We start from the raw sequence: 19,760 nt of genomic DNA on the forward strand, positions 1-19,760 counted from the left end.
GAGTTCACGCCCCACTATCGGCTTAGCCGATTCGTCATAACCCTGTTCAAAGGATCGCGTCATGGACATCAACACGGCCGTGCCGTCGGCGGAGTCCGCCGATAACGACGTCAAGCTGTTGCACAAGATGGGCTACGCGCAGGAACTGTCCCGGCGCATGGGGGCGTTCTCGAACTTCGCGGTGTCGTTCTCGCTGATCTGCATTCTATCGGGCGGCATCACGTCGTTCCAGATGGGCTTGTCGGCGGCGGGCGGGGCATCGATCGGACTCGGCTGGCCGCTCGGCTCGCTGTTCGCGCTGGTCGTGGCGGCGGCGATGGCGCAGATCGCCTCGTCGTATCCGACGGCCGGCGGTCTCTATCACTGGAGTTCGATTCTCGGCGGCAAAATGTGGGGCTGGCTCACCGCGTGGCTGAACCTGCTCGGTCTCGTGTTCGTCGTCGCCGCGATCAATTACGGCACCTATGATCCGTTCTTTCGCACACTGATCGCGCCGATGTTCGGTGTGAGTCCCGATTCGCTCGGCTGGTGGCAGCAGACGCTCTTTCTGAGCGCGATCACCGCGTCGCAAGCGTTCCTGAATCATCGTGGCATTCGCATTACCAGCAAGATTACGGATTTGTCGGGATACCTGATCTTTGTGGTGACGATCATGCTGGTGGTTTCGCTGCTGGTGTATTCGCCGGTCAAGATCGATCTGTCGCGGCTCTATACGTTCACCAACTTCACCGGTGTCGATGGCGGCGCGTGGCCCAAGCAGACGATCGCGATGGCGTTTCTGTCCGGTCTGTTGCTGACCGCTTATACGATCACGGGCTTCGACGCTTCCGCGCATACATCGGAAGAGACGCATCAGGCGGCGCGCAATGTGCCGCGCGGCATTGTCGGCTCCGTATTCTGGTCGACCACCTTCGGCTATGTGATGGTGTGCGCGTTCGTGCTGGTGATGCCGGACATTGGCGCAGGGGTGAAGCAGGGCACCGGATTCTTCGAAGCGATTCTCGCGCCGATTCCGGGACCGCTGCGCATCCTGATCGAGTTGCTGATGTTCTTCATCAACTACGTCTGCGGTCTCGCAGCGGTCACGTCGACCTCGCGCATGATGTTCGCGTTTGCCCGCGACGGCGGCTTGCCCGGCTCGAAGTGGCTGCGCAAAGTGAATGCGGCACACCGCACGCCGGGCGCCGCGATCTGGACCTCGGCGGTGCTGGCGATCGTGGTGACGTTGTACGGCGATGCCTTCACGGTGCTGAGCGCGGGTAGCGCGGTGTTCCTGTTCATTTCGTACGGCATGCCGATTGCGGCCGGGATTTTTGCCGAGGGTCGTACCTGGAAAGAGAAGGGCCCGTTCCAGTTAGGCATGCTGTCGAAGCCGTTCGCGGTGGCGGCGGTGTTTGGCGCACTCGTGCTCGCCTATGTCGGCATGCAGCCGCCGAATCAGAAAGTGGTGTATGTGATCGTTGGATTGCTCGCGGTGTTGCTGGCGATCTGGTACGGCGCGGGCGTGCGCAAGAGCTTTGCGGGGCCGCCGATTGGAAAGGTGTCGAAGGAGCGTGAGCAGGAGCTTAGCGGGATGGAGGGGCAGTTGGGGGAGGGGTGAGTCTCTGCGAATGTGCGGCTCGTTGCCGCCATTCCGTTCATGTCTGAATAAAATAACGTCAGCCGGCTCTGAAGCCGGCTGACGTTTTTACATCTGCCGCATGATGTGTCGGTCGTCGGTCAAATACCCGCATACCCCACCGGAACCGTCGAATTGCTCTTCGCAACTGACGCGTTGTTCGACACCACATACACCGGCGATTCGGTCAGGTTGAGCGTCAGCGTGCCATTGCTGTAATTCGCGCTCGACGCATTGCCCATCATGTCGACGACCTTCACGGTGCCGCTCGTGCCCGGTGCGTCCACCGTGAGGGTGTACGGCACGCTGTAGCTCGAGCTGAACCCGGCGCTTGCGCTCCACACATTGTTGTTGTGTGCCCACAAGGCGGTGATCACCGCGCCGTTGCCCACCTGCTGGAACGCATAGGCATAGACACCGGTCGGCGTGCCGTTCACCGGACCGAGCGTATGGGTGCCGTCGAGCGTATGCGTCATGGCGCTGATGGCCATCGCGACCGGTTTCGGGCTGATGTTCGATGCGCCGAATGCACCTTGTGCGTCGTTCAGATCGAAGAACGTGCCATAGCCGACTTCACCCGGATAGTCCGCGCCGTAGAACACGTAGGTCTGATCCGCGCCTTCGCCCAGCGTAATGATGTGCATGCGCGCGGCAACCGCCGCTTGTGCATACAGCACGTTCGCGGTCGGATAGTTCGGGCCGTACGAGGTGCCGAGGTCGTAGCTGATGCCGGCTTCCGTCGAGAACAGCTTCATGCCCGAACGGTAATCCTTGGCCATTTCCGCGCGCAGATCGCGCATCTGGCCGCGCAGGGAACCTTCGGCGGTCGACGGGTCGGCGTCGTAACGCTCCGGCGGGTGCGACGGCGAGGTGCCCGCGTCGTAGTAACCGTGCGTGGCGACAGCGTCGATGTACTGGCCGAAGCCGAGCGGCGCGAGACGCTTCAGGCGTGTCGTGGTCAGGCTCGGGAACGCATCGGTCGGGCCCATTACCACCGCGCTCGGATCAGTCGAGTGAATGCCTTGATAGACGGACTGATACAGCGCGATGAAGTTGGCGTCGGTGTCGCTCCAGAACTGGTTGGGCTCCCACGTCACCTGATAGTAGTTCGCCGACTGGGTCGGGAAATACGCCGCGCGAATCGCATTCGATTCCGTGCCCACGCGGCTCATGTAGCTCTGGTAATACGAAAGATTGGTCGGCACGCTCGTGTCGTCCTGGAACGCACCGGTGCTGCTCGCCCACGCGGGAATGCCGTCGAGACGGATCAGGCGCATCACGTTGCCGGTCTTGTAGAACGGATCGAGATTGCTGGCCGAAGGAATGAACGTGTTCGCTCCGTTCGGCTCCATCGTCGACATCTGGCGGTCGTCGATCGTCGACGAAATGCCGAGGGCGGCGAGCAGGGGGCCGTTGTCGTTCGCGCCTTGCATGCCGAAGCGATGCTGTTCCTGACGTGCGTAGGTGACCGCAGGTACGACGCCAGACAGGTTCGGCAACACACCGAAGGTGGCGATCCCAACCGGACGCGTGCCGGCTTGCGGCAACTGGCCGCCGTTCTGCGCGAGCGTGCCGGACGCCGCGAAATAGCCCGCGAGCGTCGAGGTGCAGTTGAGCGTGATGGTTTTCGAACCGCTCGGCACGGCGGTGCTGCCGCTCGCCGCAACGCGGCCGACGGTGTCCGTGACGGCCCAGTTCAACGTGTCGGCGTTCGGCACATTGGTGCTGAAGGCGAGCTGGAACGTGCTGCCTGCGGCGAAGATGCGTGTGCCGTCAGCGCTCGGCGTGTCGGCGGAAAGGGTGGCGCTGCCGGAGCCTGCCGAGATGGCCGGCGACGCGCAGCTCAGTGCCGCGACGACGTTGCCCGCGCCATTCACCGTGGCGGTGCCGCCGGTGCTGCTGTTGCCTGCCGCGGTCGAGGCAGACGAGCTGGATGGGCTGGCGGTGCCGTTGGCCTGGGTTGCCGCGCTGCTGGTGGAGCTGCCACCGCCGCCGCCGCAACCGGCTAGCGCCAAAGAAAGTGTCGAGAGTAGAAGGAGTTGCGATTTCATCAATCTCTACCAATGCATGAGCAGAACGTTCATTCACCTCTTCGCGCAACGCGCGTCGGGAGACGGAGTGAACAGAAATTAATGTCGTACGAATCCGTGCCGCTCGTCATGGCGGATTTGGCGGAATCGGACGACCAGGGAAGGTGCGACGAAAACAACCAATGTCTTGAGGAACAACGCAGTTCACATCACAGTGCTCGAGTTCATGGCGCTGCTCAATGAACTTTTTACTGTCCTGTAAGAAAGAGTGGCTTTTGATAAGGCGAATCGACCGCAACAATACGCATTAGTATGCTTAAAAGAAGTAACGAGTCGTTACATATGAACAATAGTGCAGTACTAATTGCTTTGATCGCATCAAAAAATACGGATGGCGAGACTCGTCTTTATCCGCCAGACAAAAGTGGGGTCGAAAAGATTTGAAACGGATAACCAACGATGAGAATTGGCGTAAACCGCGGTGCAATGGGCGATAGCGCTCATTCCATAGCCGAAGGAGCCTTGGAGATGGCGGAAAAGTGCTGGGCCTTCGGTGTAACGTTTCTTCGCGACCGTGACTTCGCGGCGGACCTGTCGCTGTTTTGTGAAAGACGAGACCGCGTTCTGAAAAAAGGGGCGCGTCAGATAATCAATGATGGGATGTCGTTTTTTTAGGGACCGGTACTTGCTGGTCGGCATGTCCATCCGCTGCGCAAAAAGGGCGGTTATCCAGAGAGATAAATCGTGAGAATTCTTCAGTTGGTTCACGCACCGCGACTATCCGGGGCGGAAGTACTGGTCAAGGGGCTCGCCATTCATCATCAGCGCGATGGCCATGAGGTCTGCATGGCGTCGCTGCTTCCACAGCAGGACGATTTCGTTGCAATTCGCGCGGAGCTCGAGGCCGCGGGCGTCACCTGTCTGTTCCCGACCATCCACCACGGCCGGGTGGGAAAACTGCTGCACCTGTATCGGGTGGTGCGTGAGTTCCGTCCCGACTTCATCGTGGCTCACGCCACGCTCGCCGCACTCTATGTGCGTCTTCTGCCCGTGCATACGCCGATTGCCTGGGTGATGCACTCCGGCGTGAACGACTTCGAGAACGGCGCGCTCAAGCAGGCCGAGCGCCTGCTGTCACGACGGGCGAGGGCGATCATCGGTGTGTCGCAGCAAAATATCGACGACTACCTGAGAGAGATCGGCAAACATCCGGCGATGGTCGTGATCCCGAACGGCGTGGATGCATCGCTGTTTGCGCAGGACAGCGGCGCATCGGTACCGGATATGGCCGTGCCTGCGAAGCAGATCGTTCAGCTAGGCCGCTATATAGAAGGCAAGAGCCAGTTGCACACGATCCGCGCGTTCGAGCGTGTGGTGCAGAGCGAGCCCGAGGCGCGCCTGCTGCTGTGTGGTGTCGTCGAAGAAGTCGCTTATCACGAGGCGGTCGTGTCGCTCGTTCATCAACTCGGGTTGGAAAGCCGCGTGACGGTATGCGGGCCGCGCTCGGATGTCGCCGCGATCCTGCGCGCCTCGCGTGTTTTCGCCATGCCTTCGCAGTTCGAAGCGCAGAGCATCGGTTTTCTGGAGGCGCTTGCCTCGGGCATTCCTGTCGTGGCGAGCCGGATTCCGTCGTTCGGCTTTGCCAGTGGATTTGCCGGCGTCAGTCTCGTGGATACAGCCGATCCTGAGGCCTACAGCCGCGCCTTGCTCCGTGCGCTCGACATGCCGCGCGCGAACCGGCAACTGGCGGGATACACGTTGCATGACACCGCGGATCGCTACATGACGATCGCGCGGCAGTTCGTCCGGACGCTGCAGGTGTCGGCCTGAACCGCGCCGGATCGAGAGGCTCGCGCTACTGCGCCAATCGGTCGATGCGCACCGTCTCCGAGAATAGTCCCGGCAATTCACCGAGATCCTGGGCTGCGCCCAGCGCAAAGCCGTCGCCTACCGGGTAGCGCGTCAGCGCCGGTGCGCCGCCGGTGAAATAGAAATCGCCGAGCGTCGCGTCGACTCTCCGGTAAAGCACGAGCGCCGCATTGCGCTTGTCGCGCACGAAAAGCGGAAAGACATCCGCCCACGACATGCCGCGCAACGTCGCTGCCTGGACCGGCGTACTCCGCGCGTCCGCCGTGTCGAGCGTGGCAACATCGATGACCGCGTCCTCAGTTGTCCCATCGAAATGTGGCGTCAGAAGAATCAGCGTATTGCTCGCTTTGCCGCGCACGGCCCCGACCGTCACCTTGACGAAATCGGGCAGGAAATTCGCCGGCAATTGTCTGCGTTCGCCGACGGTCATGCGTGCGCCGTCGTTGACGATTTGCGTGAGCGCGACCCGACCGTCCGCACCCTCCACCGCGACCAGTGACGCGCGTGATCCTGAAACCCGGACCGGCAGAAGATTGGCGCTTCGCTCCAGGGTTTTGGCCTGTGCCATGAGTATCGGCGCCGCGCCGGTTGAGCCCGTGGAAGACGCCAGCCAGAGGTCGAGCCCGCTATCGGTCCGTTTTTGTGCGATCAGCACGCCGGCACGTCCCGTTCCGCTGAAATCCGCCGCCACATATTGCTGCGTCAGATCGGGTCTGAACGCATTGCCGGTCTGGAGCCAGAGACGTGGGGCCTCCAAGCGATCGCCTGTACTGCGAAGCAACCAGAACGCCGTGCCGCCGTGGCGGGCGGTGATCACCATCACGTCCGCTTTGCCATCGCCATCGAAGTCGCCGAGCAGAAAGCGCGCGCTGTCGAAGCACAACGTGTCATCCGAGCAACTTGGCGCCGTGGCGACGGGATCGAACGGAACGGTGCTCGCGTACCAAAGCGCGGGCGGCGACGCTTTGACGAGCGACGCCGCATACACGTTGAATCCGGGCCCGCCGTGCTGTCGCTGCACATAGACAGCGGCCTGGTCGCCCGTGCCGGCAATGTCGCCAACCATCGCGGTAGCGAGCCGCAGATCGGTTGCCTGGGTGTGTTGCGTGGTCGCCCAACGGAAACGTGTGGTGAGGAGGGTGCAGCCGCGCATGGTGAGCTTGCCGTCGTTTTCGCCGAGACAGTGCCGCAGCGGCGTATAGACGAGGCCGAAGTCCCACGGTGTCCAGCGCTGCGCCATGTCCCATTGATCGCAGGTCTCGGAGATCAGATAGCCGTCGCGTTCGGCGATGCATTGTGAAGTCGCGACGCTGACGAGCGCGGCGTTGCGCGTGTTGCCGGGATACACGGTCAGCGGATCCCAGCGCCATTGCTGGGCCGTCGAGCCCGTGCACGCGGCAAGCGTCGGCGCCTGGCCGCTGCCCGCAGCGGTCAGGCAACGGGTCGCCGCCGCATTGAATAGCTGGATGGGATGCGACTGGAAATCCGCGACGTGGCGATCGCTACGATCGGCGAATGCATAGCGGCGCGCGACCCAATTGCCATTCCATTGAAACTCGCCGAATACGTGCGAATACTCGCTGCCGTCCACAGAGAAATAGCTGGCGACAATGTCGCGCTTGCGCTGAACTTCAGCCGCCGGCACGTTGCCGGGCCAGTCGCCGGTTGGATAGGTGATGTGGTATTCGATCGGCACGCTTTTGTTCAGCGTCAGGGCGACGTGGCGCGTGATGCGCGCGGCGTAGATATGGTCGGGGTGCTCGAGAAACGGCACCGTGTCCGGATTGAGTGTGTAGATCTCCGACGCCTCGGCGAGTATCGCCTTTAGCGTGGCCGATAGCGAGGTCCGGTCGTATTGCACACGCACGGAACCGTCGGCGTTCATCGGATAGGTGGAGAGCGTGGCGTGCTGCTCCCACAGGAGACCGAGCGGTTCGCGGCCGCCGCGCACGGCGCCGCCGGGCAGGCGGAGTTCGAGCAGACGGACCCGCGGCTTCGCTTTCAGCACCATCTCATGCACGAGCTTGCCGGCAATTGGAATATTCGTCTCGTTCCATTCGTTAGGCACGCCCGCCATACGCGCATAAGCGAGCCGTGAAGCCCGCTCGCGGGTCAGCACGTAAGCGAAATTCGCACCGTTGGCGCCGCCGATCAGATGCACGGTGGTGATGCACCAGCCGGCGTCGAGCCGTTCGCTGATGGCGGGGTCCACGAAAAGCAGATCGTCATCGAGGTGGGCGACGACGGTGACCAGCGTACCGGCCCCGCAATCCGCCGCGCGCGCCGGACCGGGAAAGAGAGCGAAGAAAAGAAACGCCAGGAAGGCAATGGATGAATCGCGAACGAGCCTGGTTGCCGATGATCGCATGTTGATTCGAGCCCTGATTGTTAGCTCGATCATACTGTATCGGCGTGGGCCGCCAAGTTGGCGAACTCACAGTGGGCACTACTTTTGCCAGCCGGCGATCGATCATGCCGGCATCGGCACCTTCAACACTCGCGCTACCGCCAGCACTAGCGGAAATAAGCCTTGGTGTTCTCGTGAACATCGGCACGCGCGAGCAGCTCCGCGGGCGCGAGCCAGAGATATTCGCTGTGCTGGTCAAGCCGGCCGACCGAGACGGTGCTGGTGAACTGCAGCGCATACGCCAGCACGATGTAGTGCGTCGACACGTCCGGCTCGGCGGCGAAATTGTCGGGGTAGTGGTGCTCGAAAACGCCCTCGAAGCGCCCAGTCGAGCGCACCAGTCTTGCTATGCCCAATTCGGCGTCGGCAATGCGTGTGAACGCGGCGTCGAGTGTTTCGTCCTTATGAATACGCCCGCCAGGAACGAACCAGGTGCCGCGCGCGGGGCGATTGCGCCGACAGCCGATCAACACGCGGCCCTCGGCGTCGCTGACGATCAGATCGATTGAGACCAGCGGCGTCAGACGCACTACGTCGAGGAAATCGATCTCGGTCAGCATGTCATCTCCAATGGGCCGTGCGGCAATTGAGCGAGGGGTGATCGTGGGGAAACCTGAAGCGAAGCTGAAGCCGCTGCTAGTAAGCCAGTAAGCTAGTAATCTTGACGATGCTCATCGGTCCTGGCGAGACGATTTGAGACACTCGCGAGCAGTAGTGCGACCAGAATCGCGCCGATCGTGGCGAAGAGAAATGCCCCGACTGCCGCAGCTAGCACTAGCATTGTCCATGCGAGGCCATTCATCTCCTGACTCCAGCGTGTTGTTAGGCATGCAGAGCAGCATCCGCCTGGATTCTACGTGCGCAAACAGCGACTGGCCCTGTCACAACACGCCGAAATATCGGCGCATCGCGACACCGAGCCGTGTTCATCCAGGCGCCGGCACGGCCACACCATGCAACATCCGCACCATGCTCGGCACAGCTACCGAGGAACGTAACCCTCCGGAGTCGTGACCGCGTCCTTGAACACGCCGGCGTTGGCGGAGACCACATAGATGGGCGATGGCGACAGCTTGAGGGTCGCAACGCCGTCGCGATAGGGCAAGCTCGATGCGTTGCCCATCATGTCGAACGCGGTCACTTCGCCCGACGTGCCGGGCGCGTCGACCCGCAGACGATAATCCGCGCTTTGGCTCGCGTTGAAGCCGGTTTTGGCGTTCCACGCGTCGTTGTCGTGTGTCCACAGCGCGGTCACGATCTTGCCGTCGCCGAGCCGGCGGAATGCATACGCGTAGACGCCTTTGGGCGTTCCCTTGAGCGGCCCGAGCGTCTCCGTTCCGTCGATGATCCGCGTCATCGCCGCCACCGCGAGCGCGGCGGGTTTGGGGCTGATATGCGTGGGGCCATAGGCGCCATTCGGATGATCGAGCTCGAAGAAGATCCCGTAGCCTGGTGCGGCGTCCGGCATGTCCGCGAGGTAGAACACATAGGTCATGTCGGCGCCCTCGCCGAGCAGGATGAGATGCGTGCGCGCCACGACCGCGGCTTGCGCATACAGCACGTTCGCGTCCGGGTAGTTTTTGCCGTAGGCCTGCCCGATGTCGTAGCTGATACCGGTTTCGGTCACGAACAGCGGTGCGCCGGGTTTCAGGTACTGATGCATCTCATGGCGCAGCGCTCGCATCGCGGCGGGCAGCGCGCCCTGCACGGTGCCGAGATTGCCCGGGTCGGCTACACGCTCGGGGGGATGCGATGGCGTCGTGCCGATGTCGTAATAACCGTGAATCGTCATACCGTCCATATAGCGGCCGATTCCGAGCGGACCGAGACGGCGCATCCAACTGACATTCGCCTGCACCGAAGCGTACGTCACACCCATCACCACGGCATGCGGGTCCGTCTGATGAATGCCCTCCCAGACGGCCTTATACATCGCGACAAAATTCGCGTCGGTATCGCGCCACGGCAGTCCACCATCGGCGTCCGGTTCCCATGTCACCTGATAGTAGTTGTCGCGTTGTGTGGGGAAGTAGGTCATTCGCGTGCGGTTGGATTCGGCGCCGACTTTTGCCATGTAGTCCTTCATTTGCGCGAGCGAGGTGGGCACGTAGCTGTGCGTCTCTTTGCCCGTTGGGCTGGCCCACTGAGGAATGCCGTCGAGCTGGATCAGGCGCATGATGTCGCCGCGCCGGAAGTAGGGGAGTAACTGCTTGCTCGCGGGATCGAACGTGCCCGCCTTTTTAGGCTCTTCCATGTACCAGTTGCGGTTGTCGTTTGCCCACGAAAGGCCGAGCGCCGTATAGACCGGCCGGTAGCCGTCGCCGTCGCAGCAATGCTGTCCTGGCGCAAGGTAGGCGGTGCCCTGTCCGCCGAATCGATGCAGGTCCTCGTAGGGAACGCGTACGGCGGGTAAGGCCGCGGAGGTGTCGGGCAGTACGCCAAAGGTGGCGATGCCCGCAGGACGTGTGCCGCGCGATTCGAGCTGGCCGTGTGCGCGTTCCAGCGAAGCCGAGACGGCGAAGTAGCCGGCAATGCTCGACGCGCAACTGAGGGTTGATAGCATGGCGCCCGCTGCAACGGGAAAGCGCCCGCTTGCGCGCACGGCATCCCAGCTGTCGCGGATTTGCCAGTTGAGCGTGTCGTTTTGTGCCGGTCGCGTGGTGAAGACGAGAGCGAACGGTTTGTCCGCTGCGAACAGGCGCGTGCCGTCGCTCGGCGTGTCCGCTTCCAGCAGATCGCCGTTTGCCGCTGCGCGCATCTGTGAAGAGGGCGCGGCGCAGCGCAGGCCCTGTCCGGGCGGCGCCTTTAATGCAGTGGGCACGGTGGGCGCCGATTCCGGCGCGGTGTCTGTGGTCGCAGCCGCAGCCGCAGCCGCCTTTGCCGCCGCGCTCGAATCAGCCGCCGTGAGTGCGACCGCGCAACGCTTCTCTACCCCTGGTGCCGGATCGCCGAACACACCGTTATTGCACTCGGCACTGTTCGAGAACGTTTTGACGACGTGTTGCTCGGGCGTGCCGTACAGCACGTCACGCGTACCGCTGAACCGGCAGGTGCCGTATTCCGCCGCGCACGGTGCCCACTTTCTTCCGTCGACGCTCAGTTTGGCATTGCTCGCGCTGTCCGACCCCGTTGAAGGCCCTGCCGCACGACACGATGAAGCCGCCATGCCCAGCAGGATAAATGCCGCCGCCGAGGCAGCAGCGTGTAGCGCCAACGCGTGGGCGGCAGGGGCTCTTTCGCGTGGTCGCAGCGCTTGATTTTCACGTACATTCGACATGTGTTCCCCGTGTCGTTCGACGGCTATGTTCCGACTATAGAACGTCGTCGAAGTGCTAGTTGACCAGGTCGGACCCGCCTCAGCCCACCTCGCATCGCGATCTGTTGCGGAAACCACATAGTCTATTTCCGCAATTCGATGGCGGAATCGTACCGGCTCTCATCCGACAGAATCCGCCATTGGCCCGTCTATTGCCGGACGGGCTAAAGCTCAATTATTGTTGTGTTTCACGTTTGAAACATTAATCGTCGTGCTTATATTCGCCAGGCCCTATAACAACGAATTAAATAATTTTTTCTCTTGAAAGTTGTTTATATTGGACACTGCTTTTCATGTCTCTGCCAACCGAAAATATCGTCAGAAGAAAGCCCCTGTGGCATCTGGTAAGAGTAATGACGGGTGCGGGCAAGGCGGCTGCGCTCATTCCGGCGACGTGATGGAAAGAAGTCACTTCAAATCTGCGGAATGGCGGGTGGATCAAATTACAACTCAAGCATTTCGAGTAGCGATTGTATGTTGGCTAACGCACAAATAATCGCATTAATTAGCATTAAGATTCGCGAAACGTAAATTCATTCATATGCAGAATCGGTATTTAATTCGATGAAAAATCAGTGATGGAAAAAATGTTCCGAAAATCACTGGCCAGCCATCATATTCAAGCGCCAACATGTCTGCACTTTCGGTCATGGCGGCTAAATGCTTGATTGCGGATGGCTATGATGCACTGCACTGAGCATGCCTCCGTGCCGGCGATCAAGGTTGAAAAGTAGCTCCGTTTATCCGTTTTTTGGTGAGAGGATGACTATGACCTGCGCGAGTCTCGAGTCAGCAATGCTGCGCTGGGTGCACGCACCGAGCAAGGGAATGCGTCGCATCGCAATACTGATGTTCAACGACTGCTCGTTGCAGGGCGCGGGCGTGGTTGCCGAAGTATTCCAGGCTGCAAACGAACTGGCGTCGTCCGGATCGGGCGGCTCGTTGTATGACGTTTCCTTCCTGTCGGCCGACGGCGGCATGGTGACCTCGTCATCCGCGCTGCGGGTGTGGACCGACGGACTCGATGCGCGGCATTACGGCGGCTTCGACGCGTTGTATGTCGCCGGTGGCAAAGGTGCGTTCGCCGCAGCCGGCGACGAGCGGCTGATTGCCTGGTTACGACGCATTCGCCGCAATACCGGCATGATCCGGCCGATCGCCGAAGGGCGCGTGCTGCTCGAGGCCGCCTATGTGCCGGACAGCAAGGACAGTGGCGATTTCCACGAGCCGCAGTCGATGCCGTCGCGCCAGGCCGAACAGAACGGCGATGCGGGCGACCGGCTCGAATCGATGCGAAGCGCGCTCGCCATGATCAAGCGCGATCTCGGCAGCGCGACCGCCCGCACGGTGGCCGAGCGACTGCTCGCCGATTCGTGCTCGAATCTCGCGCCGCTGCTTGGCGAAGACGGCGGCTTGAGCCCCGGTGACAAAGTGCGCGCGGCGGCCCGCTGGCTGCAAGAAAACTGCCAGCAGTCGATTTCGATTGCCGATGCGGCGCAGTTCGCCGCGATGAGCGAGCGCAACTTCCTGCGCCGCTTCAAGATGGAAATGGGTATCACGCCCTCGAGTTTTCTGTTGCATGAGCGCCTCGCGGTGACCTGCAGCCTGCTGACCGAGTCGGAATTGCCGGTAGACAAAATCGCCCGGCGCACCGGAATGGGTAACGGTGACCGGCTTGCCAAGGTCTTCCGCAAGCGGATGAGAATTTCCCCCACTGAGTTCCGGATTCAAAGCCGCCGCATGGTCGGAGGATAGGGATAAGGGATAACGCGCGCGCGGAGGGGCTGACCGCGCCTATCACGTAGTGTTTCAGCAAATCGTTCGTTGTCTAACAGAATTATAAGGAATGCGAATATGTTGATTAAGGGAGATGTGAGCGCTGCGTCGGTGAACCCGGACGGCGCACTTGCCGGGACCACCGGTGCGCGTTGCGCGCGCATCGTCCCGGTCATCCTTGCCGGTGGTTCGGGCACGCGGCTGTGGCCGGTGTCGCGCGAAAACTATCCGAAGCAACTGATCGACGTCGTCGGCTCCGACTCGCTGTTGCAGGCGACCGCGCGCCGGATGGACGGCTTTCCCGCCGGCTGGAATGTGGACGTGTCGCCGATCATCGTATGCGGCGAAGAACACCGGTTCGTGATTGCGGAGCAGCTTCTTGAAAACGGCGTGAACGCGCGTCTGGTTGTCGAGCCGGCACGGCGCGACACGGCGCCGGCGTTGACGCTTGCGGCGTCGCTCGCGTGCGCGGACGGCAACGACGCGATTCTGATCGTGATGCCCGCCGACCATTCGATCGCGGATGTGCCCGCGCTGCAAGGCGCGCTGGAACGTGCGGCGCGGTACGCGGAACAGGGTTCGATCGCTACGCTGGGCGTGCCGCCCACGCGCCCCGATACGGGCTTCGGCTATATCCGCATCGGCGCGCCGTTGACTGAGGGCGCGCATGCGATCGACGGCTTCGTCGAGAAACCGGCTGAGGAAATCGCCGCGCAGTACGTCGCGGCGGGCACGTATTGGTGGAACGCAGGGATCTTCGTCGTACGGGCACGTGTGTGGCTCGATACGCTGAAACGCCTGCAGCCCGAGATGCATGCGGCCTGCGAACGGGCATTCGCGGACGGCCGCAGCGAAGGCGCGTATTTCCGTCCGCTGGCAGACGCATTTCTGAGTTCGCCCGCGGACTCGATCGACTACGCGGTGATGGAGCGTCTGACTGATGAGAGCGATGTAAGTAACGCGAGCGACGTCAGCGCTGCGAACGAGGCACCCGCACCCCGCGGCACAGACCCGCGCGTATCCGGTGCGAATCCGTCCGGCGTGGTGGTCCGCCTCGATGCCGGCTGGTCGGATCTCGGTTCCTGGGACGCCGTCTGGGCCGCGATGGAGAAGGACGTCAACGGCAACGCCGGGCGCGGCCGCGTGACGTTCGAAGGCGCGGTGTCGAGCTATGCGCATTCCGAAGGCCGGCTGGTCGCCTGTGTCGGCACGACCAATGTGGTGGTCGTCGAAACGGCCGACGCCGTGCTGGTGGTCGACCGTTCACATGTGCAGGACGTCAAGGGCCTGGTGTCGCGCATCAAGGCGCAGCACGCCCCCGAGGCCGACGTGCATCGCAAGGTGCGCCGCCCCTGGGGTTTCTACGATTCCATCGACCATGGCGAACGCTTCCAGGTGAAGCGCATCGTCGTCACGCCGGGCGCGAAGCTGTCGCTGCAACTGCACCACCACCGGGCCGAGCACTGGGTCGTCGTGCGCGGTACGGCGCTCGTCACGCGCGGCGAAGAGCAGTTCCTGCTCAGCGAAAACGAATCGACCTACATTCCGCTCGGCACACGTCACCGGCTCGAGAACCCGGGGAAGGTGCCGCTCGAAATTATTGAAATCCAGTCCGGCACCTATCTCGGTGAAGACGACATTGTGAGGTTCAACGACAACTACGGCCGCTGCTCCTAACAGCGCGCCAGGGATGATTTGCGGAAAAGAACGAACAGCCAGAACGAGGAAAGCAAAATGCGCAAGTTTCAGGATTTACTCGCGCGAGTGTTCGATGTCGCGTTGGTGCTCGCGGGGGCGGCGGTTGCGTCGCAGATCCGTTTCGACTACCTCGCCCAATCCGGATTCTATTGGGCGCTCGTGATGTTTTCCGCTGCCTTCGCGCTGGCGATCTTTCCGGCGTTCGGTGTCTATGAATCCTGGCGCGGCCGTTCCAAGCTCTCGCTGGCCGGCCAGGTGTCGCTCGCGTGGCTGATGGTGCAGGGCTGTGCGCTGGTGCTGATGTATTCGCTGCATCGCAGCGACTTCGTGTCGCGACTCTGGTTCTCCTACTGGACCGCGATGACGGGCGGCCTGATGATCTCCTACCGCCTGATCACGCACGCGGTGCTGGCGCGTGCTCGCGGCGCCGGGATGAATTTGCATCAGGTCGCGATTGTCGGCAGCGGCACGCAGTGCGACGACATCATCCGCCGGATCGAGTCGGCGCCGACCACCGGTTTTCGGGCCATCGCCGTCTACAACACGCACCCGGACGTGTCGCCTGTCATCAGTTCGCGCGTACCGGTGTTCGACACAGTGGACGCGCTCGCGGGCTATATCCGCACCAACGACGTGCACGAACTCTGGCTGATGCTCTCGCTCACCGAGGAGCCGCTGATCTGTTCACTGATCGGCGAGTTCCGCTGCGACCTGGTGAATATCCGCTTCATGCCGGACGTGCGCAGCCTTGCGCTCTTTGAAGGTAGCGGCGTGATCGATCTGCTCGGCGTGCCGGCAATCAACCTGGTCGCCTCGCCGCTCTCGGCGAGTTCGATGCTGAAGAAGGAAATCTTCGACCGCCTGTTCGCCGCGACGGCGTTGATTGGTCTCGCGCCGATCCTGCTCGCCATTGCGATCGCGGTGAAGCTCTCGTCGCGCGGCCCGGTTCTCTTCAAGCAGAAGCGTAAAGGCGCGGACGGCCGCGTCTTCACGATCTACAAATTCCGCTCGATGCGACTGCATACCGAGGAGAAAGGCACGCTCAGGCAGGCGACGCGCAACGATGCGCGCGTCACGAAAGTCGGCGCATTTCTACGCCGCACGAGCCTCGACGAACTGCCGCAATTTTTCAACGTGCTGCGTGGCGACATGTCGGTCGTTGGACCGCGTCCCCATGCACTCGAGCACGACGACCTCTATCAGAAAGTGGTCGCCGGCTACATCAATCGCTATCGGATCAAGCCGGGCATTACCGGTTGGGCGCAGATCAACGGCTTTCGTGGCGAAACCGACCGCATCGAGAAGATGGAGCGTCGCGTCGAACATGACCTGTACTACCTGGGGCATTGGTCGTTCGCGCTCGATATGCGGATTATCGGCGCGACGATTGTCGCCGGACTGGTGCATCGAAACGCTTACTAAGTAGTTAACAAGCACGCCGGGCACGCCCTCCCCCGAGGACAGGTCCCTGGCACAAGGAGGAAACACCATGAGCTCGCTTGGTATACGCACGGGAAGTCTCGTGATTTTCACAGCTACTGTACTGCTTTCCGGATGCGGGGCCGTACCGGGTCAACGGATGATTACGCCAGCCGCGATTCAGGACACGGGTGGGGATTACAGCACGGAAGCGTCGCAGCAACAGCAGATACAGATCACCGATATCAACCTCGCGCTGCTGCGCAAGATGAACTCGGCGCAGACGTCCGCGGCACTGCCGCAGCAGACGGTCGCGCTGTTCGGCAAGCCGACGGCTTACAAGGTCGGTCCTGGCGACGTGCTGCAGATCGTCGTGTGGGATCACCCGGAACTCGCCGCCGCGCTTGGCCAGCCTGCGCAGAACGCGAAAACATCGGATGCCGCGCCCGGTTTTCTGATCGACGAAAACGGCGACGTGCAGTTCCCGTACGCGGGCAACGTGCATGTGGCGGGCAAAGACGTCGCATCGATCCAGCGGGAATTGCATAAGCGTCTGAGCAACGTGTATCAGAAGCCCGAGGTGACAGTGCGGGTGGCGTCGTTCCGGAACGCGCAGGTCTACGTGGATGGGGAAGTGCGGACACCTGGGGCTCAGTCGATCAACGACATCCCGATGTCGTTGACGAGCGCGATCAATCAGGGCGGCGGCTTCAGCGCCAACGCGGACCGCAGCCGCGTCGATCTGATCCGCAATGGCGTGACGTATCCGCTCAACGTGGACGATCTGATCAAGCGCGGCCGCAATCCTTCGGATATCTACCTGCAACCGGGCGACATCGTACGTGTGTCTTCGCGCGAAGACAGCGGCGTGTATGTGATGGGCGAAGTCAACAAGCCGGCGACCATCCTGCCGATGCGCAACGGAACGCTCACGCTTTCGCAGGCCATTTCCGATAGCGGCAGCTTCGATTCGAACACGTCCGCGCCCCGGCAGTTGTTCGTGATCCGCAATTCGACAAGCGATGCGCCGCAGGTCTACCACCTCGATGCGACCTCGCCGGTGTCCATGGTGCTTGCCAATCAGTTCGAGCTCGAGCCGAAGGACGTCGTGTACGTCGGTCAAGGCGGGCTGGTTCGCTTCAACCGTGTGTTGAACCTGCTGCTGCCGGCGATCAATGCGGCTGTGACGGGTGCCGTTCTTGCGAAATAACAAGCGCGATAACAAGCGTGATAACTACCGCGATAACAAGCGTGCAACGTGACCATGAACCGCCGGGCTTTGTTGGGTGAACAAAATGGCAATCAACTTCGAAAACCGCTACACCGACGTGTCCGCAGCCGACGAGCTGCATCTGTCGGACTATCTGCGCACGATCGTGAGGGGTTGGCGCACGATCGCGGTGGTGACCCTGATCGCGCTCGCGCTGGGGTGCGCGTACGCGTTTCTCGCTCCGCCGACGTATCGCGCAGATGTGCTGTTCCACGTCGAGGACAAAACGGCTAATGCCAATGCGAACGGCAAGGATTCCTTGCCGCCGCTCACCGGCATGTTCGACACCAAGCCCTCCACGGCGGCAGAGATCGAGTTGCTGAAGTCGCGTCTCGTCACGGAGGAAACGGTCAAGAAGCTGCACCTCGACATTTCGGCTGCGCCGCGCACCTTGCCGTTCATCGGCGGCATGATCGCGGGGTTGGTGAACGGGCAATGGGGCTTCAAGTTGCCGTCGTTCATCAATCTGTCGGGCTACGCATGGGGTAACGAGAGCATTGCGGTGTCGCGTTTCGACACGTCGCAGGAACTCTACGACACGAGCTTCACGCTGATTGCGGGCGAGGGTGGGTCGTACGTGCTGCGCGACAAGAACGGTATCGCGATTCTCTCCGGCCATGTCGGCGAGACCGTGGAAACCGACACGGCCGACGGTCCGATCGCGTTGCATGTGGATAAGCTGACCGGTGCGGCCGGCTCGCGTTTCGAGTTGCAGCGCGCCTCGACGCTGGGGACGGTGGAGCGCTTGCAAAAGGCCCTGGTGGTCGCCGAAACCACGTTGCAGTCCGGCGTGATTCGCACGAGTCTCGAAGGTGGCGACCCCGCGCTGACCGCGGCGATCGTCAACAGCATGGCGCGCGAATTCGTGCGTCAGGATGTGGAGAGCCGTTCAACCGAAGCGGAGCACATGCTGGCCTTCCTCGATCAGCAACTGCCCGGCTTGCGCAAGGAACTCGACGACGCCGAGCAACGCTATAACAAGTTCCGCAACCAGCACGGCACGGTCGATCTCGGTGAAGAAAGCCGCCTGCTGCTGCAACAGGTGGTCGACAACAAGACCAAGCTGCTCGATCTGCAGCAGCAACGCGCGGAGATGTCGCAGCGCTTCACGGCGAATCACCCGGCAGTGGCTGCGCTCGACGCGCAGATCGCCGCCTTGCAGAACGCGGCGGCCAGCATGAACCGCAGCGTTGCCGTGATGCCGGATACCGAGCAGACCGCATTGCGCCTGTTGCGCGACGTGCACGTCGACACGGAGCTCTATACCAATCTGTTGAATAGCGCGCAGCAACTGCGGGTGGCGAAAGCCGGCCAGGTGGGCAACGTGCGCGTGGTGGACTTCGCCGAAACGCCTGATGATCCGGTGCGTCCGAAGCGCGTGCTGGCGATCCTGATCGCGCTTGGCGGCGGCTTGGTGATCGGCATCATGCTGACCTTCTTCAAGCGCGCGATGTACGGCGGCGTGGAACGTCCGGACGAACTCGAAGCGGTGCTCGGCGTGCCGGTGTTCGCGATCGTGCCGCGCAGCCAGACGCAGTTGCGCTTGCAGGAAAACGTCATGCTGCGCCGTCGCGGGCTTCACGTGCTCGCGCAGCAGGCGCCGGAAGACATCGCGGTGGAAGGCGTGCGCAATCTGCGGACCTCGCTGCAGTTGTCGCTCGATCACGCCGAGAACAACGTCGTGATGATCACGGGTTCGCGTCCCGACACCGGCAAGTCGTTCCTGTCGGTGAATCTGGCGGCACTGGTGGCATCGGCGAACAAGCGGGTGCTGATTATCGACGGCGACATGCGGCGCGGCGATGTCCATTCGCATTTCGGCATCGGCCATCAGCCGGGGCTCTCGGACGTGCTGAGCGGCGGCGATCTCGCGTCGATGATCCAGCGCGACGTGCTGCCCGGACTCGACGTGCTCGCCAAGGGCACGCTGCCCTCGCATCCGTCCGAATTGCTGATGAGCAAGCGCTTCGAAACGATGCTCGACGAGTTGAAATCGCACTACGACATCGTGATCGTCGACACGCCGCCGGTGCTGGCCGTGACCGACTCGACGGTGATCGGCAAGTACGCGGGCACGACGCTGCTGGTGGTGCGCCACGGCCGCCATCCGCTGAACGAAATCGCCGAGACGGCCAAGCGCCTGTTCAACGGCGGCGTATCGCTCAGAGGCGTGTTGCTCACCGATGTGCCTCAGGAAGGGGCATTCCTCGGTTCCGGCTATCAAGGCGGTTATTACGGATACGACAGCATCGCCGGCTGAGGGATGAGGGATGAGGGCTGAGGATTGCGAGGCGGCGGCTCCGTCACGGGGCCGGTCGCCCGATCATGCCGGGGCACCGGCATCGAAAAGTTCAACG

Annotated in this window: 13 protein-coding genes; 8 read left to right on the forward strand and 5 right to left on the reverse strand. The window is 62.1% G+C overall.

From position 1 onward, the window contains the following. Window positions 1-61: 61 nt before the first annotated feature. Window positions 62-1,600 (forward strand): amino acid permease, encoded by a 1,539-nt coding sequence (locus tag B0G76_RS38225; RefSeq protein ID WP_120297839.1) that lies wholly within the window; start codon window positions 62-64, stop codon window positions 1,598-1,600. 119 nt (window positions 1,601-1,719) lie between these two features. Here B0G76_RS38225 and B0G76_RS38230 read toward each other — a convergent pair whose 3' ends face one another. Continuing rightward, window positions 1,720-3,318: a hypothetical protein gene (locus B0G76_RS38230; RefSeq protein ID WP_259460944.1), complete on the reverse strand. Its 1,599-nt coding sequence runs from the start codon at window positions 3,316-3,318 to the stop codon at window positions 1,720-1,722. Here B0G76_RS38230 and B0G76_RS44435 point away from each other — a divergent pair. Beyond that, on the forward strand, window positions 3,302-3,751 hold the full coding sequence (locus B0G76_RS44435) for a hypothetical protein (RefSeq protein WP_259460945.1): 450 nt from the start codon (window positions 3,302-3,304) through the stop codon (window positions 3,749-3,751). The genes B0G76_RS38230 and B0G76_RS44435 overlap by 17 nt on opposite strands. A 275-nt stretch (window positions 3,752-4,026) precedes the next feature. Here B0G76_RS44435 and B0G76_RS42645 read toward each other — a convergent pair whose 3' ends face one another. Next, a complete protein-coding gene (locus B0G76_RS42645) occupies window positions 4,027-4,416 on the reverse strand; it encodes a hypothetical protein (protein WP_147394144.1) in 390 nt (129 codons plus the stop codon). Here B0G76_RS42645 and B0G76_RS38240 point away from each other — a divergent pair. Further along, window positions 4,393-5,478 (forward strand): glycosyltransferase family 4 protein, encoded by a 1,086-nt coding sequence (locus tag B0G76_RS38240; RefSeq protein ID WP_120297842.1) that lies wholly within the window; start codon window positions 4,393-4,395, stop codon window positions 5,476-5,478. The genes B0G76_RS42645 and B0G76_RS38240 overlap by 24 nt on opposite strands. Window positions 5,479-5,503: 25 nt before the next feature. On the opposite strand, the gene B0G76_RS38245 is transcribed toward B0G76_RS38240, so the two are convergent. The 3 genes from B0G76_RS38245 to B0G76_RS38255 all read right to left on the reverse strand — a co-directional run bounded on the left by B0G76_RS38245 (window position 5,504) and on the right by B0G76_RS38255 (window position 11,201). Next, window positions 5,504-7,885: a PIG-L family deacetylase gene (locus B0G76_RS38245; RefSeq protein ID WP_120297843.1), complete on the reverse strand. Its 2,382-nt coding sequence runs from the start codon at window positions 7,883-7,885 to the stop codon at window positions 5,504-5,506. Window positions 7,886-8,031: 146 nt separating this feature from the next. Continuing rightward, on the reverse strand, window positions 8,032-8,484 hold the full coding sequence (locus tag B0G76_RS38250; protein ID WP_120297844.1) for a GDP-mannose mannosyl hydrolase: 453 nt from the start codon (window positions 8,482-8,484) through the stop codon (window positions 8,032-8,034). 422 nt (window positions 8,485-8,906) lie between these two features. Then, window positions 8,907-11,201: a hypothetical protein gene (locus B0G76_RS38255; RefSeq protein WP_120297845.1), complete on the reverse strand. Its 2,295-nt coding sequence runs from the start codon at window positions 11,199-11,201 to the stop codon at window positions 8,907-8,909. 807 nt (window positions 11,202-12,008) lie between these two features. Between B0G76_RS38255 and B0G76_RS38260 the strand changes: the two genes are divergently transcribed. The 5 genes from B0G76_RS38260 (at window position 12,009) to B0G76_RS38280 (ending at window position 19,663) form a co-directional block, all read left to right on the forward strand. After that, window positions 12,009-12,995, forward strand: coding sequence for a helix-turn-helix domain-containing protein (locus tag B0G76_RS38260; RefSeq protein ID WP_120297846.1), 987 nt, complete (start codon window positions 12,009-12,011; stop codon window positions 12,993-12,995). 99 nt (window positions 12,996-13,094) lie between these two features. Next, window positions 13,095-14,693 (forward strand): sugar phosphate nucleotidyltransferase, encoded by a 1,599-nt coding sequence (locus B0G76_RS38265; protein ID WP_120297847.1) that lies wholly within the window; start codon window positions 13,095-13,097, stop codon window positions 14,691-14,693. Window positions 14,694-14,750: 57 nt separating this feature from the next. Continuing rightward, a complete protein-coding gene (locus B0G76_RS38270) occupies window positions 14,751-16,136 on the forward strand; it encodes an undecaprenyl-phosphate glucose phosphotransferase (protein ID WP_120297848.1) in 1,386 nt (461 codons plus the stop codon). A gap of 67 nt (window positions 16,137-16,203) precedes the next feature. Beyond that, complete coding sequence (locus tag B0G76_RS38275; RefSeq protein ID WP_120297849.1) at window positions 16,204-17,343, forward strand: polysaccharide biosynthesis/export family protein; 1,140 nt, start codon at window positions 16,204-16,206, stop codon at window positions 17,341-17,343. Window positions 17,344-17,428: 85 nt separating this feature from the next. Continuing rightward, window positions 17,429-19,663, forward strand: coding sequence for a polysaccharide biosynthesis tyrosine autokinase (locus B0G76_RS38280; protein WP_120297850.1), 2,235 nt, complete (start codon window positions 17,429-17,431; stop codon window positions 19,661-19,663). The last annotated feature ends 97 nt before the right edge of the window (window positions 19,664-19,760 follow it).

The organism is Paraburkholderia sp. BL23I1N1 (assembly GCF_003610295.1).
Classification (GTDB): domain Bacteria; phylum Pseudomonadota; class Gammaproteobacteria; order Burkholderiales; family Burkholderiaceae; genus Paraburkholderia.

What these genes read in the sequence shown, in the direction of transcription:
- B0G76_RS38225 (WP_120297839.1), top strand. Translation starts at nt 62, where the DNA reads ATGGACATCAACACGGCCGTGCCGTCGGCGGAGTCCGCCGATAACGAC.
- B0G76_RS38280 (WP_120297850.1), top strand. Translation starts at nt 17,429, where the DNA reads ATGGCAATCAACTTCGAAAACCGCTACACCGACGTGTCCGCAGCCGAC.
- B0G76_RS38270 (WP_120297848.1), top strand. Translation starts at nt 14,751, where the DNA reads ATGCGCAAGTTTCAGGATTTACTCGCGCGAGTGTTCGATGTCGCGTTG.
- B0G76_RS38255 (WP_120297845.1), bottom strand. Translation starts at nt 11,201, where the DNA reads ATGTCGAATGTACGTGAAAATCAAGCGCTGCGACCACGCGAAAGAGCC.
- B0G76_RS38260 (WP_120297846.1), top strand. Translation starts at nt 12,009, where the DNA reads ATGACCTGCGCGAGTCTCGAGTCAGCAATGCTGCGCTGGGTGCACGCA.
- B0G76_RS38250 (WP_120297844.1), bottom strand. Translation starts at nt 8,484, where the DNA reads ATGCTGACCGAGATCGATTTCCTCGACGTAGTGCGTCTGACGCCGCTG.
- B0G76_RS38275 (WP_120297849.1), top strand. Translation starts at nt 16,204, where the DNA reads ATGAGCTCGCTTGGTATACGCACGGGAAGTCTCGTGATTTTCACAGCT.
- B0G76_RS38245 (WP_120297843.1), bottom strand. Translation starts at nt 7,885, where the DNA reads ATGCGATCATCGGCAACCAGGCTCGTTCGCGATTCATCCATTGCCTTC.
- B0G76_RS38265 (WP_120297847.1), top strand. Translation starts at nt 13,095, where the DNA reads ATGTTGATTAAGGGAGATGTGAGCGCTGCGTCGGTGAACCCGGACGGC.